Consider the following 12,713-nt stretch of genomic DNA (forward strand, 5'->3'; position numbering starts at 1 on the left):
TGGCAGTGGGGGCGGTAGCCGTCCCCCTACCCCACCGCCGGCACCCGTTGCAGCAGCGCGGCATCCAGTTCGGCGCGGCGGTCCCACAGGCCGCGATACCAGGCGATGCGGGACGCCACCTGGTGGGCGTGCAGGCGTTCCCCCTTCACCCATTCATGCGCCGCATCCGCCATGCCGCGCGCCCGGGCGGGGTCGGCCAGCAGCGCGCGGAGCGATTGCAGCAACTCGTCAGGCGACCGCACGATCAGCCCCGTCTCGCCGTGCCGGATGCTGCCCTCATAGACCGTGGGGCTGGCGAGGCAGCAGAGGCGATGGCCGCCTGCCTCCACCGCCTTGAGGTCCGACTTCATGCGGTTGAAGCGCGTATCGGCCAGCGGCAGGAAGGCGAGTTCGCAGCGCCCCATGGCGGCGCGATAGTCGGCGTAACTGGCCAGCGGCGCGAAGGATTTATGCGGCGTGTCCAGCGCCTCGAAGGTCCGGCGGTCATGCAGCACGGCGATGGCAAGCCGGCCCGCGGCCTCCCGCAGCGCCTGGTTCAGCGCGGGGATGAAGGGGGCGACATCGGCTTCGCGGTTGATGGCGCCGAAGAACAGCGTCAGGCGCGCGGGGTCGGCGAAATTGGCGGGCTCCGGCAAGGCGGTCAGCGCATTGGGGAAGATCGCGACCTCGGGGTTCAATTCGCGCAGCAGCGCGGCGAGCGGCTCCGTCGAGGTCTGCACGGCATGGACGCCACGGAAGGCCAGGCTGCCGGATGCGGCGATGGAGGGCCAATGCGCGGGGTCGTCATCGAATTCCTGCACCAGCACGGCGCCGGTGGCGCGCAGCGCGCGGAGATAGGCCGGCGCCTCCGGGTTATCGAGCAGGCGGCGCTGCAGGATCAGGATGCGTGGGATGGCGGGATCGAGCTTCGGCAGCGTCGCATCCATGCCCGCGCGGGTGACGATGCCCGGGCGCGTCGCGATGGCGGCCAAGGGTTCCAGCACGCGCACATCATTGACGCCGCCGACAGGCCTCAGCGTGCGCGCCACCACCACCATCGGCTTCGGCGCCACCCGCACCGCGCGCCACACATATTGCAGCGGCGCGCTGCGGCGCAGCCAATCCGCGGGATCGACGCCGAGTGCCCGCAGCGCGGGTTCCATCTGCTTCGCGAAGGCTTCCGCCATGTCCGGCTGGAAGATGCGCGGCGCGGCTTCCAGCGGGATCAGCCCCGCGCCTTCCAGCGCCTGCTTCATGCCATCCCGCGCGAACCAGCGAAGGTGGGTGCGGTCGAACAGGCCGGTTTCGTCGTAGCGCCACTGGCCCGACAGCAGGCGGGCGGTGAAGGACCAGTGCTCGACATTGGGGATGCAGGCCAGCAGCACGCCATCGGGCGCCAGCAGGGCGGCATCGCGCTTCAGCACGGCCCAGGGGTCGCGCAGATGTTCCAGCACATCACCCATCACCAGCGCGTCCAGCGTGCCGGGCTGGATGGGCGGCGGCGCGGCCTCGATGTCGAGGCGATGGACCTCGTCGTAATGGCGCGCCGCCTCGGCGGCCAGCGCCGCATCCGGCTCGATCGCCACCAGGCGCGCCGCGGGGTTGCGGCGGCGATAGGCAGCGCCGAGCCCGCCGGCGCCGGCGCCCACATCCATCACCAGGCTGGCGTCGAGGGGAATGCGGGAGAGGAGGTCACGGTTGGCGTGGGCGCCGTAGGGGCTGCCCGGGCCTGGCTTTTCATGGTCAGTCGGCATCGGGCGGCTTGATCCATCCTGGCGCAATCCCGGCGCCAGGCCGTTTCGCCGGGCGGCATATCGCCATGGATGCCGCGCCGAGTCACCCCGCCGGGGCCGCCGCCGGGTCCACAGGGGGGGCCACAGGGGGGGGCGATGCGCTTGACGGCGCGGGCAGGCGCCCCCATCCCACCCCCATGGCCCTTCCCCCGCTGCTGCATCTCCGCGACGTCAAGCTCCGCCTCGGTTCCACCCAGTTGCTGGACGGCTCGGAGATCGCCGTCGCGCCGGGGGACCGCGTGGCGCTGGTCGGGCGGAACGGGTCCGGCAAATCCACGCTGCTGAAGATCGCGGCAGGCATCATCGATTGCGATGCCGGCACGCGCTTCATCCAGCCAGGTGCCACCATCCGCTACCTGCCGCAGGAACCGGACCTCGCCGGCCATGCCACCACCGGCGCCTATGTCATGTCCGGCCTCGGCCCGGGGGATGACCCGCACCGCGCGCGAATGCTGATGGAAGGGTTGGGCCTGACCGGGGAGGAGGAGCCGGGCCGGCTTTCCGGCGGAGAGGCCCGCCGCGCCGCGCTGGCCCGCGCATTGGCGCCGGAGCCCGACATCCTGCTGCTGGACGAGCCCACTAACCACCTCGACCTGCCGGCCATCGAATGGCTGGAAGGGGAACTCGGGCAGTTGCGCAGTGCGCTGGTGTTGATCAGCCACGACCGGCGATTCCTGGAGCGCCTGTCGCGCGCCATGGTCTGGCTGGACCGCGGCACGACGCGCCGCCTGGAACAGGGATTTTCCCAGTTCGAGGCCTGGCGGGACCAGGTCCTCGAAGACGAGGAGCAGCAGGCGCACAAGCTTTCGCGCAAAATCGTGCGGGAGGAGCATTGGCTCCGCTACGGCGTGACCGCGCGGCGCAAGCGCAACGTCAAGCGCCTGGCGGGGCTGCATGAACTGCGCAAGCGGCGCAAGGAACGCGTGACCGCGCCCGGCCAGGTGAAGATGGCGGCTGCGGAGGGCGAAGGCTCCGGCACGCTGGTCGCCTCGGCGGAAGGCGTGAACAAGCAGTTCGGGGACCAGAAGCCGGTGGTGGTGGATTTCTCCACCCGCATCATGCGCGGCGACCGTGTCGGCATCGTCGGCCCCAACGGCGCGGGCAAGACCACGCTGCTGAACATGCTGACCGGCGTGTTGCAGCCGGATAGCGGGACCATCAAGCTCGGCACCGCGCTGCAGATGGTGACGATGGACCAGAAGCGCGAAAGCCTGGACCCGACGACAACCCTGCAATCCGCGCTCACGGGCGGATCGGGCGACGTGATCCGCATCGGCGGCGAGGCGAAGCACGTCATCGGCTACATGAAGGATTTTCTGTTCTTGCCCGAACAGGCGAGGACACCGGTGGGCGCGCTGTCCGGTGGCGAGCGGGGACGCCTGCTGCTGGCCCGCGCGCTGGCGACGCCATCGAACCTTCTCGTCCTCGACGAGCCCACCAACGACCTCGACCTCGAGACGCTGGACCTGCTGCAGGAACTGCTGGCGGATTACAGCGGCACCGTCATCGTCGTCAGCCACGACCGAGACTTCCTCGACCGCGTCGCCACCAACGTCATCGCCTATGAGGGCGAAGGCCGCTGGCAGGATTATGCCGGCGGATACTCCGACATGGTCGCGCAGCGCGGCCGCGGCGTGCAGGCGCGCGCCGCCGCCGTGGCCGCGGCGAGCGCCCGCGAAGGCGGCGGCGAAGCGCCGCGCGTCGTGGCGCGGGCAAAAATGTCCTTCAAGGACAAGCACGCGCTGGAAACACTGCCCGACCGCATCGCGCTGCTGGAACGGGAAATGGCGGCGTTGCAGAAGGCGCTGGCGGACCCGGCGCTGTACACGCGCGACCCCGCCGGCTTCGCCGCCCGCACGAATCTTCTCGCGAAGAAGCAGGCGGAACGCGACGCGGCGGAAGAGGAATGGCTGCGGCTGGAAATGCTGCGCGAGGAACTGGAGAACCAGGCATGACCATCGGCGTCGGCGGATCGGATTTCGCGACGGAACTCGCTTCCATCAAAAACGAACGGGACGCCGTGCCCCCGATCGGCGCGGAGGATCACGCCAGGCGCGTCGCGATGGCGCAGGCGCGGATGGCGGAACTCGGCATCTCCGTGCTGTGGCTGGACGGCACGACCAACCTGGCCTGGCTGACGGGCCTTCGCCACGGCCAGTCCGAACGCCCCGTCGGCGCCGTGCTGCCGGTGCGCGGCCCCCTCACCTATCTCTGCCCGGAATTCGAGGTGGAGCGCCTGAAGACCATGCTCCTGCTGCCCGGGGAGGTGCTGGGCTGGGAGGAAGACCAGGACCCCTACGCCCTGTTCAGCGACATCCTGCGCGGCGCCGACATCACCGGCGGCACGGTCGCACTCGATGACATGGCGCGCGTCTTCGTCGCCGAAGGCATGCGCGCGGCCCTGCCGAACCACCACTTCATCGCCAGCAAATCCGTCACGTCGCACCTGCGCGAACAGAAGTCGGAGCACGAGGTCGCGCTGCTGCGCCAGGCCATGGGGATGACGCTGCGCATCCAGGCCGCCGCCGCGCGCGGCCTGAAGGAAGGCGTGACCACCACGGAAGTCGCCGCTTTCCTCGCCGCCGCGCACGCCAAGGCCGGCTTCGATGCGGGGCCGTCCTTCTCCATCGTGCTGTTCGGCGAACCCTCCGCCTACCCGCACGGCGTGCCCTATCCGCAGACGCTGAAGGACGGCGACGTGGTCCTCGTGGACGTCGGCGCGCCGCTCCATGGCTACGTCTCCGACATCACCCGCAGCTACGTCTTCGGCACCCCCAACCCCCGCCAGCGGGAGATCTGGGACCTGACCAAGCGCGCCCAGGCCGCCGGCTTCGCCGCCGCGAAGCCCGGCGCCCCCTGCGCCGCCATCGACGATGCCTGCCGCGGCGTCATCACCGCCGCCGGCTTCGGCCCCGGCTACAAAGTCCCCGGCCTGCCCCACCGCACCGGCCACGGCATCGGCATGGACGTCCACGAAGCCCCCTACTTCGTCGGCGGCAACACCCAACCCCTCGCCCCCGGCAACACGGGTTCCATCGAGCCCACCATGGCCATCTACGGCGAATTCGGCATCCGCCTGGAAGACCACATCGCCATCACCCCCACCGGCGCATCCTGGCTGACGGAACCCGCGCGGAGCGTGGACGAACCCTTCGCGGGGGTGTGACGGGGGCGGGCGTGCTGGTGGCCCCTGGGGAAAGGGCTCCGCCCCTTCCCCAGACCCCTTCCCTGCCAAGGGCCAGCGGGCCCTTGGAACCCATGTGACTTGAAAGGTGATGGGAGGGGCGTGGCGGGCGCTCATGCCCGACGCGCGTTCGGTGCCCCTCCCATCACCTTTCAAAACCTCGCGGTCCAGGGGCGCGACGCCCCTGGCGCGGGAGAGGTCTGGAGAGGGGCGCGCAGCCCCTCTCCAGGGCCACTCGCGCGCCCCCCGTCACGCCGGCGCGGGGCGCGTCTTCGGTCCGCGGGGGATCGCCGCCAGGATTTGCAGGGTGCCGGCGGTGAGGCCCATGGCGACGCCCAGTTGCCAGGCCAGTTCGTAGGATCCCATGGCGTCGAAGATCAGGCCGCCGCCGAGGGCGCCGGTGAAGCTGCCGAGTTGGTGGCTGGCGAAGGCGAAGCCTTGGATCATGGCTTGCCATTGCAGGCCGAACATCTCGACCACCGCGCCGGAGATGAGGGGTGCGACGCCGAGCCAGAGGAATCCCATGATGGCGGCGAAGACGAGGGTGGAGGTGGGTGATGGCGGGATGGCGAAGTACCAGCCGAGCACCAGCGATCGCGTGACGTAGATGATGCCGAGCAGCAGCGGCTTGGACCATCGCCCGCCCGCCCATCCGAAGAAGAGGCTCCCGACCACGTTGAAGGCGGCGATGACGCCGAGCGCGGTGGCGCCGAGCATCGGATCGAGCCCGCAGATCACGAGGTAGGAGGGCAAATGCGTGGTGAGGAACACCAGTTGGAGCCCGCAGACGAAATAGGCGCCGGCCATCACCAGGAAGGGTCCGTTGCGGAAGGCGGCGCGGGCGGCGATGAGGGCGGAGGTGTTGCCGCCTCGCGCCGGGGGCACGGGCATGGAATCCACGCGCCCGGCGATCCAGGCGGCGGGCAGCAGGCAGAGTGAGAGCAGCACCAGGCCGATGACGCCCGCGCGCCAGTCGAAGGCGTCCATCAGCCCCTGCGCGATGGGGGCGGCCATGAGGGGCCCGGTGGAGCCCAGCGCCGAGACCAGGCCCAGCACCGCGCTGCGCGCCGCATTGGGCACGGGGCGGGACGCGACGGCCATCGCCATGCCGGAAGCGGTGGCGGCGAGGGCGATGCCGATCAGCACGCCGGCGCCGACCATGATGGCGAAGGTGCCCTCCGCCTGCGCGAACAGCGCCAGCCCCGCGGCGTAGGTGACGCCGCCGGCCAGCATCGTGGGCCGGAAGCCGAAGCGGGAGGCGACGGCGCCGGCGAAGGGCTGGGCGATGCCCCAGGCCAGGTTCTGGATGGCGATGGCCAGCGTGAAATCCGCCACCGAGATGCCGAGGTCTTTTGTCACGGGTTGCAGGAACAGCCCGAGGCTCTGGCGCATGCCGTTGGCCAAAGCGAGGGCGAGCGCCGCCGCGATCAGGATGGGAATGGCCGCGCGGGGGATGCTTCGCATCGGTGGAGGGTCGCCCGGGGAAGGATGTTCCACAAGGCGGGATGGCTTGCGCGGAGGGCTTCCCCGGGCGGACGCCCACGCATGGGTCAGGCCGTCGTGGCGACGCGGTCGAGGAGCAACTCGCGCGCCGCGGGCAGGCCCTTGTTGTGCACGCCGAAGACATCGCGGGCCAGGAAATGGCCGGTCAGGCGCAGCCCGGCGGCCCAATCCGCGGCGGTGGAGGGCCCCTGCCCCAGCAGGAAGCGTGGCAGGGGCAGCAGCCGGTCCCGCCATTCGCCGGCGGCGGGTTCGGAGACGGCGCGGCCGCTGCGGGGGGAGACGAAGGCCAGGTCCTCCGTGCTGCCGGTGATGGCGCAGCGCGCCAGGTCGAGGCCGTAGCCGAGTTCGGCCAGCAGATCGGCCTCCCACCGCACCAGGTCGGGCAGCGCGAGGGCCGTGTCGCGCGCGAGGGTCGCGACGAAGGCGACCAGGCCGTGGAAGATGTGGGGATGGGCCTCCCGTTCCGGCAGCGCGCCTTCCGCCGTGGCGCAGGCGGCGCGCAGCGCGGCGAGGGCCAGCGGGTCCTCCATGGCCAGCGCGGCGGCGGGGTGGACCATCTCCGCGCTCATCGAACCGAGTTGGTCCGCGAGGCGGCCAACCCAGCGTGCCTCCACCAGGTTGCCGGGCTGCCACAGCGCGGATTGGGCGCGGGAGGTGCCTCCCTTGGCGAGGCCGGCGTGGCGGCCGTGCTGCTCCGTCATGACGGAGACGATGGCGCCGCCCTCCCCATGGGGGCGGACGTCGAGGATCACGGCGGGGGCATCCCATTCCATGAAGGACGGGGTTCCACATCGCGGGCCTCGCCGCAAGATTCGTCCGCTTCGCGGAGAGCACGCCGCACATCGTGAGCGCCCCGTCGGTGCCATGGGCGTGAGCGGCCGGTGCGATCCGCTGCGCCGGCGCTTATCCCGGCATGAAGAGACGCCTGATGCTGGCCGGGGTGTTCACCCTGGCGTCGCCCCGCCTGCGCGCTGGCTCACCACGCCGGCTGAGCCTGCGCCACTATCACACCGGCGCCCGGTTCGAGGGCCCCTGGCATGACGGCACGGCGCCCGATCCGGTGGCGATGGCGGAGCTTTCGGGCGTGCTGGCGGACAGCGCGGCCATCCGGCCCCGGCCCTTCGACGCGGCGGCACTCGGCATCCTGGCCGATGTGGCGGAGGCTGCGGGGCTTTCGGGGCCGCTGGTGGTGCGGTCGGGCTACCGGACGCCGGCGATCAATGCCGCGGTGCATGGGGCGGGGGACAGCCAGCACCTCCGCGCCGGGGCGATCGACCTGGAGGTGGCGTCCGCGCGCATCCGGCTTGTGGGCGGGCTGGCGCTGGGGATGGGGCGCGGCGGCGTCGGCGTCTATCCGCGCCGGGGCTTCGTGCACCTGGACAGCGGCCCGGTGCGGCACTGGAACGGGGATGCGCCGGGCGCCGGGATGCCGGCGCCGGTGGAGGACCGGATCGGGCGGATCGCAGCGGCGTGGCGGAACCCGGGCGGGAGGCGCTGAGGCGCCCTATCCCTGGTCGTCCAGCCCCAGCGCCCGGATGCGGCCGCCTTCCTCGTCCCAGCCCGCGCGTTCCTTGACGTTGATGAAGAGGTGGATGCGGCGTTCCAGCAGCGCCTCCAGCTCCTTCCGCGCGGATTGGCCGATGGCCTTCACCTTGGCGCCGCCATCGCCGATCAGGATGCCCTTCTGGGTGGCGCGGGTGACGTAGATGGTCACGTCGATGCGGGCGCTGCCGTCCTTGCGTTCCTGCCAGGCCTCGGTTTCCACCGTGGCGTGGTGGGGCACTTCCTCATGCGTCTGGCGCAGCACCTGTTCGCGCACGATCTCGGCGGCCAGCATCCGCTGCGGCAGGTCGGAGAGGTCGTCCTCCGGGAACAGGTAGGGGCCTTCCGGCAGGTTGTTCGCCAGCACGGCCTTCACGCGATCGAGGCCCCTGCCCTTCAGCGCGCTGACCATGAAGGTCTCGGCGAAGGGCACGATGTCGTTCAAATCCTTGGACAGCGGCAGCAGCCGGGGCGGCTCCACGAGGTCCGCCTTGTTCAGCAGCAGCATCAGCTTGCGCTTGCTGCCCTTCAGCTTCTCCGCGATGGCGCGCACATCGTCTGTCAGCCCGGCGCGGGCATCGACGATGAGGACGGACAGGTCGGCATCTTGCGCGCCGCCCCAGGCGGCGGCGACCATGGCGCGGTCCAGCCGCCGGCGGGGCGCGAAGATGCCGGGCGTGTCCACCAGGATGATCTGGGCCCGCCCCTCCATGACAACGGCGCGGATGCGGAAGCGCGTGGTCTGCGGCTTGGGGGAGACGATGGTGACCTTGGTGCCCGCCAGGGCGTTCACCAGGGTGGATTTGCCTGCATTCGGCGCGCCGACGATGGCGACAAGGCCGCAGCGGGTCGGGGGTAGTTCGGTCGTATTGCTCATTTGGCCCCCAGGAGTTGCAGAAGCCGCTCGGCCGCGGCCTGTTCGGCCGCGCGCTTGTTCTCGCCCTGGCCCTCGGCCTCCTTCCCCGCCGCGATCGCGCGCACGGTGAAGACCGGGTGGTGCGACGGGCCGGAGGAGGAGACGGCCAGGTATTCCGGCAGGCCGAGGCCGCGCCCCAGCGTCCATTCCTGCAGCCGCGACTTGGGGGAGGAAGGCGGCTTCGCCGGGGCTTCCAGCGCAGCATCCCATTCGCGGCGGATCAGCGCCCGCGCCGGTTCCAGCCCGCCATCGAGGTAGATGGCGCCCAGCACCGCCTCCAGCGCATCCGACAGGACGGAGGGGCGGTTGCGGACGCCGGACTTCTCTTCATTCGGCGTGACCCGCAGCGCCGCGGCGATGCCGAGCGTGACGGCGACGCGCGCCAGCGCATCCTGCGCCACCAGCACCGCGAGCCGCTTGCCGAGGTCCCCTTCCCGTTCCTTCGGGAAGCGTTCCGCCAGCCATTCCGCCATGACGAGCGCGAGCACGCGGTCGCCCACGAATTCCAGCCGTTCGTTCGAATCGAGCATCGATCGCTTCGGATCGGCGGCCGAGCGATGCGTCAGGGCGTGGAGGAGAAGTTCCGGCCGGGTGAAGCGGTGCGGCAGGCGCGCCGCCAGCGCCTCCACGGGGTCATCGCTGACGGGAATCAACACGTTGTCGTCCGCCGGACGATCAACGGACGGCGCTGAACAGACGGCTCCAGCGGATGGCGGTCGGCCAGGCCCAGATCTCCCAGAAGCGGGCGGAGCCATCGACGGAGAAGAAGATGAACTCCGCACGGCCGACCAGGTTCTCGACCGGCACGAAGCCGACACCGTTGCGCTGTTCGCGGCTGTCCAGGCTGTTGTCCCGGTTGTCGCCCATGGCGAAGATGTGGCCTTCGGGCACCCGGAACTCGATGGTGTTGTCGTAGATCTGGTCGTCCGACATCTCGAGAATGTTGTGGACATGGGGCTCGACGCCGGCCTGGGGCGGCAGGAATTCCCGGTATTCGCGCACGACGATGAGGGGGCCATCGCCCTCCACCGTGAAGGGACCGACGAGTTCGCGGCGCACGGGCTGGCCGTTCAGGTGCAGGACGCCGTTGCGGACCTGCACGCGGTCCCCGGGCAGGCCGACGATGCGCTTGATGTAGTCGGTCGAATTGTCGCGCGGCAGCTTGAACACCGCCACGTCGCCGCGGGCCGGCAGGCTGCCGAAGATGCGGCCCTGGAACAGGTTCGGGCTGAACGGCATGGAGTGACGCGAATAGCCGTAGCTGTATTTCGACACGAAGAGGTAGTCGCCCACCAGCAGCGTCGGGATCATGCTGCCGGAGGGGATGTTGAAGGGTTCGAACGCGACGGTGCGTATGCCGATGGCGATCAGCCCGGCATAGACCACGGTCTTGATGGATTCGAGCCAGCCGCCCGTCTGCTTCTTGACCATGGAGGGAGTTTTCGCCGGCATCCTATGGGACTCCCCCGGTTTCGGGGCGGTCGCTGCGGGTCCGGATAGAGCCTGCCCACCCCTGCCCTGTCAAGGAACCGCGATCCCGGGAGCCGCCGGCATGCCCATGCGCGGTAGCGGCACGGCGGTGATGATGACCATCGCCTGCGCGTAGGGAAACTCATCCGTCATCGTCAGCGCGACATGGGAGACGAGGCCCGGCGGCGTGATCTGCGCGAGGCGCGCCGCGGCGCCGCCCGTCATCCGCAGGGTCGGCTGGCCGGAGGACAGGTTCACCACGCCGAGATCCCGCCAGAAGACCCCCTGCCGGAAGCCGGTGCCGAGCGCCTTCGACGCTGCCTCCTTCGCCGCGTAGCGCTTGGCGTAGGTGGCGGCGCGGATCTTCTCCGTCCGCCTTTCGGCCTTCGCACGCTCCGCCGGGGTGAAGATGCGGTTCAGGAAGCGGTCGCCATAGCGGGCGATCGTCTTCTCGATCCGGCGGATATCCAGGATGTCGCTGCCGAGGCCGATGATCATGTCCTATCCCTTGGCGCGTTCGGCCTGCGCCACCGCCGTCAGGCCCCGGAGTGCGGCGATGATGTTGCCGAGGTGGCGGAGGTCCTTCACCTCCACATCGATCGCAATCTCCTGGAAATCCGATCCGCGGTGGACGATGCGCATATTCTCGATCGCGCCATCCTGCCGCGCGATGGCGTCCGTAACGGCGGAGAGCGCGCCGCGGTCATTCGCCGTCACCACATCAATCCGCCCGACATGGCCGCTGCCCGCGCCGCCGGCATAATCCCAGTCGATGTCGAGGAAGCGTTCGGGGCTGTCCGCGAAGCCCGAGAGGTTTGGGCAATCATTCTTGTGGACCGTCACGCCCTTGCCGGTGGTGACGATGCCGAGGATGCGGTCCCCCGGCAGCGGGTGGCAGCAGCCCGCGAAATTCACCTGCATGCCGGCGACCAGGCCGGTGACGCCCATGGCGACATCGCGGCGGCTGCCCTTGCCCGGCGGCGGCAGCGGCACGGCGCGGGGGCGGGACCGCGCGATGGGCAGCACATCCTGCGGCCGCGGCGGGCCGCGCAGTTCCGGATAGACGGCCAGCACCACATCCTTGGCGCTGGCGCCGCCGGAGGCGACGACGATGCAGAGCTCCTCGAAGCTCGTCTGCTTCAGCGCCTTGAGCGCGGGTTCCAGGTGCTTCTCGCTGAACTCCACGCCTTCCTGGCGGAAGGCCTTGGCGATGGCCGCGCGGCCTTCCTGCTGCTGCGCCTGGCGCTGTTCGGCGTGCATGAAGCGCCGGATGCGCGCCCGCGCCTTGCCGGTAACGACGAAGCGTTCCCATTGCGGGTTCGGCGTGCCGCCGCGGGCGGTGATGATCTCGACCTGGTCGCCATTCTCCAGCGGCGTGCGCAGCGGCTTGATCTGGCCGTTGATCTTGGCGCCCACGCATTGGTCGCCGACCTGGCTGTGCACCTGGTAGGCGAAATCGACGCAGGTGGAACCGCGCGGCAGGGCGATGAGGTCGCCCTTGGGCGAGAAGCAGAAGACCTGGTCCCGGTGGAGTTCGAGCCGCGTGGCGTCGAGGAATTCCTGCGGCTCCGCCGCCTGTTCCAGGATGTCCAGCAGCGCCTTCACCCAGGGGAACTTGCCGCTGTCGCGCGCGACCTGGCCGCCCTGCTTGTAGATCCAGTGCGCGGCAACGCCGTATTCCGCGACCTCATGCATCTCCCGCGTCCGGATCTGCACCTCGATCTTGGCATTGCGCTTGTCCGGCACCGTCACGCCGGTGTGGATGGACTGGTAGCCATTGGGCTTGGGGGTGGAGATGTAGTCCTTGAACCGCCCGGGCACGACGCGATAGGCGGAATGGACGGCGCCCAATGCCGCGTAGCAAGCGCCCTTGTCGGCCACGATCACGCGGAAGGCCATGATGTCCGAAAGCTGTTCGAACTCCACCTTCTTGCCGTGCATCTTCAGCCAGATGGAGTAGGGCGATTTCTCGCGCCCCGTCAGTTCCTCCACCTCCACGCCCGCTTCCTTGAAGACATGGGTCAGGTCTTCCCGGATCTCGTCGATCAGGTCCGCGCCCTGGCCGTAGAGGAAGGCGCGGCGGGCGGCGATGGTCTGGAAGGCGTCGGGATCGAGTTCCCGGAAGGACAGCGTCTCCAGCTCCGTCTTCAGCGCATCCATGCCGATGCGCTCCGCGAGCGGGGCGAAGATGTCCATCGTCTCCCGCGCCGTCTTCCGGCGGCGGGCTTCCTGCGGGACGAAATGCAGCGTCCGCATGTTGTGCAGACGGTCGGCCAGCTTCACCAGCAGCACCCGGATGTCCTCCGACATCGCGAGGACCAGCTTG

At 70.2% G+C, this 12,713-nt stretch carries 11 protein-coding genes; 3 read left to right on the top strand and 8 right to left on the bottom strand.

Translation table 11 applies throughout. From position 1 onward, the window contains the following. Positions 1-26: 26 nt before the first annotated feature. The gene (locus ACTIE5_RS05210; RefSeq protein ID WP_439548623.1) at positions 27-1,733 is read right to left on the bottom strand and encodes a methyltransferase domain-containing protein; all 1,707 of its coding nucleotides are present in this window, start codon (positions 1,731-1,733) and stop codon (positions 27-29) included. 176 nt (positions 1,734-1,909) lie between these two features. Here ACTIE5_RS05210 and ACTIE5_RS05215 point away from each other — a divergent pair, with 176 nt between their 5' ends. Both ACTIE5_RS05215 and ACTIE5_RS05220 read left to right on the top strand, forming a co-directional pair. Then, positions 1,910-3,727: an ABC-F family ATP-binding cassette domain-containing protein gene (locus ACTIE5_RS05215; protein ID WP_439548624.1), complete on the top strand. Its 1,818-nt coding sequence runs from the start codon at positions 1,910-1,912 to the stop codon at positions 3,725-3,727. Then, positions 3,724-4,938 (top strand): M24 family metallopeptidase, encoded by a 1,215-nt coding sequence (locus tag ACTIE5_RS05220; protein ID WP_439548625.1) that lies wholly within the window; start codon positions 3,724-3,726, stop codon positions 4,936-4,938. Before ACTIE5_RS05215 ends, ACTIE5_RS05220 begins: the two co-directional genes overlap by 4 nt. Positions 4,939-5,205: 267 nt before the next feature. Here the strand turns inward: ACTIE5_RS05220 and ACTIE5_RS05225 are convergent, their stop codons facing one another. Both ACTIE5_RS05225 and recO read right to left on the bottom strand, forming a co-directional pair. Then, positions 5,206-6,420, bottom strand: coding sequence for an MFS transporter (locus ACTIE5_RS05225; RefSeq protein ID WP_439548626.1), 1,215 nt, complete (start codon positions 6,418-6,420; stop codon positions 5,206-5,208). Between the two features lie 86 nt (positions 6,421-6,506). Beyond that, the gene (gene recO / locus ACTIE5_RS05230) at positions 6,507-7,232 is read right to left on the bottom strand and encodes a DNA repair protein RecO (protein WP_439548627.1); all 726 of its coding nucleotides are present in this window, start codon (positions 7,230-7,232) and stop codon (positions 6,507-6,509) included. Positions 7,233-7,372: 140 nt separating this feature from the next. On the opposite strand from recO, the gene ACTIE5_RS05235 reads away from it, so the two are divergent. After that, positions 7,373-7,957 carry a YcbK family protein gene (locus ACTIE5_RS05235; RefSeq protein ID WP_439548628.1) on the top strand — a complete coding sequence of 195 codons (585 nt, stop codon included), beginning with the start codon at positions 7,373-7,375 and terminating at the stop codon, positions 7,955-7,957. Positions 7,958-7,963: 6 nt separating this feature from the next. Here the strand turns inward: ACTIE5_RS05235 and era are convergent, their stop codons facing one another. The 5 genes from era to ACTIE5_RS05260 form a co-directional block, all read right to left on the bottom strand. Next, a complete protein-coding gene (era, locus tag ACTIE5_RS05240; protein WP_439548629.1) occupies positions 7,964-8,878 on the bottom strand; it encodes a GTPase Era in 915 nt (304 codons plus the stop codon). After that, complete coding sequence (gene rnc, locus ACTIE5_RS05245) at positions 8,875-9,573, bottom strand: ribonuclease III (protein ID WP_439548630.1); 699 nt, start codon at positions 9,571-9,573, stop codon at positions 8,875-8,877. Before rnc ends, era begins: the two co-directional genes overlap by 4 nt. Positions 9,574-9,592: 19 nt before the next feature. Beyond that, positions 9,593-10,348: a signal peptidase I gene (gene lepB, locus ACTIE5_RS05250; protein WP_439548631.1), complete on the bottom strand. Its 756-nt coding sequence runs from the start codon at positions 10,346-10,348 to the stop codon at positions 9,593-9,595. A 90-nt stretch (positions 10,349-10,438) separates the two neighbouring features. Beyond that, the gene (acpS, locus tag ACTIE5_RS05255; RefSeq protein WP_439548632.1) at positions 10,439-10,885 is read right to left on the bottom strand and encodes a holo-ACP synthase; all 447 of its coding nucleotides are present in this window, start codon (positions 10,883-10,885) and stop codon (positions 10,439-10,441) included. A 3-nt stretch (positions 10,886-10,888) separates the two neighbouring features. Continuing rightward, the coding region (locus tag ACTIE5_RS05260; RefSeq protein ID WP_439548633.1) for a RelA/SpoT family protein at positions 10,889-12,713 on the bottom strand (1,825 nt) is incomplete at its 5' end.

Origin of the sequence: Falsiroseomonas sp. (assembly GCF_051859025.1) — a bacterium.
Classification (GTDB): Bacteria; Pseudomonadota; Alphaproteobacteria; order Acetobacterales; family Acetobacteraceae; genus Falsiroseomonas.

Bases quoted from the DNA above. Each gene is read 5' to 3' on its own strand.
- lepB (WP_439548631.1), bottom strand. From the start codon at position 10,348: ATGGTCAAGAAGCAGACGGGCGGCTGGCTCGAATCCATCAAGACCGTG.
- acpS (WP_439548632.1), bottom strand. From the start codon at position 10,885: ATGATCATCGGCCTCGGCAGCGACATCCTGGATATCCGCCGGATCGAG.
- ACTIE5_RS05235 (WP_439548628.1), top strand. From the start codon at position 7,373: ATGAAGAGACGCCTGATGCTGGCCGGGGTGTTCACCCTGGCGTCGCCC.
- era (WP_439548629.1), bottom strand. From the start codon at position 8,878: ATGAGCAATACGACCGAACTACCCCCGACCCGCTGCGGCCTTGTCGCC.
- ACTIE5_RS05215 (WP_439548624.1), top strand. From the start codon at position 1,910: ATGGCCCTTCCCCCGCTGCTGCATCTCCGCGACGTCAAGCTCCGCCTC.
- ACTIE5_RS05210 (WP_439548623.1), bottom strand. From the start codon at position 1,733: ATGCCGACTGACCATGAAAAGCCAGGCCCGGGCAGCCCCTACGGCGCC.
- recO (WP_439548627.1), bottom strand. From the start codon at position 7,232: ATGGAATGGGATGCCCCCGCCGTGATCCTCGACGTCCGCCCCCATGGG.
- ACTIE5_RS05220 (WP_439548625.1), top strand. From the start codon at position 3,724: ATGACCATCGGCGTCGGCGGATCGGATTTCGCGACGGAACTCGCTTCC.
- ACTIE5_RS05225 (WP_439548626.1), bottom strand. From the start codon at position 6,420: ATGCGAAGCATCCCCCGCGCGGCCATTCCCATCCTGATCGCGGCGGCG.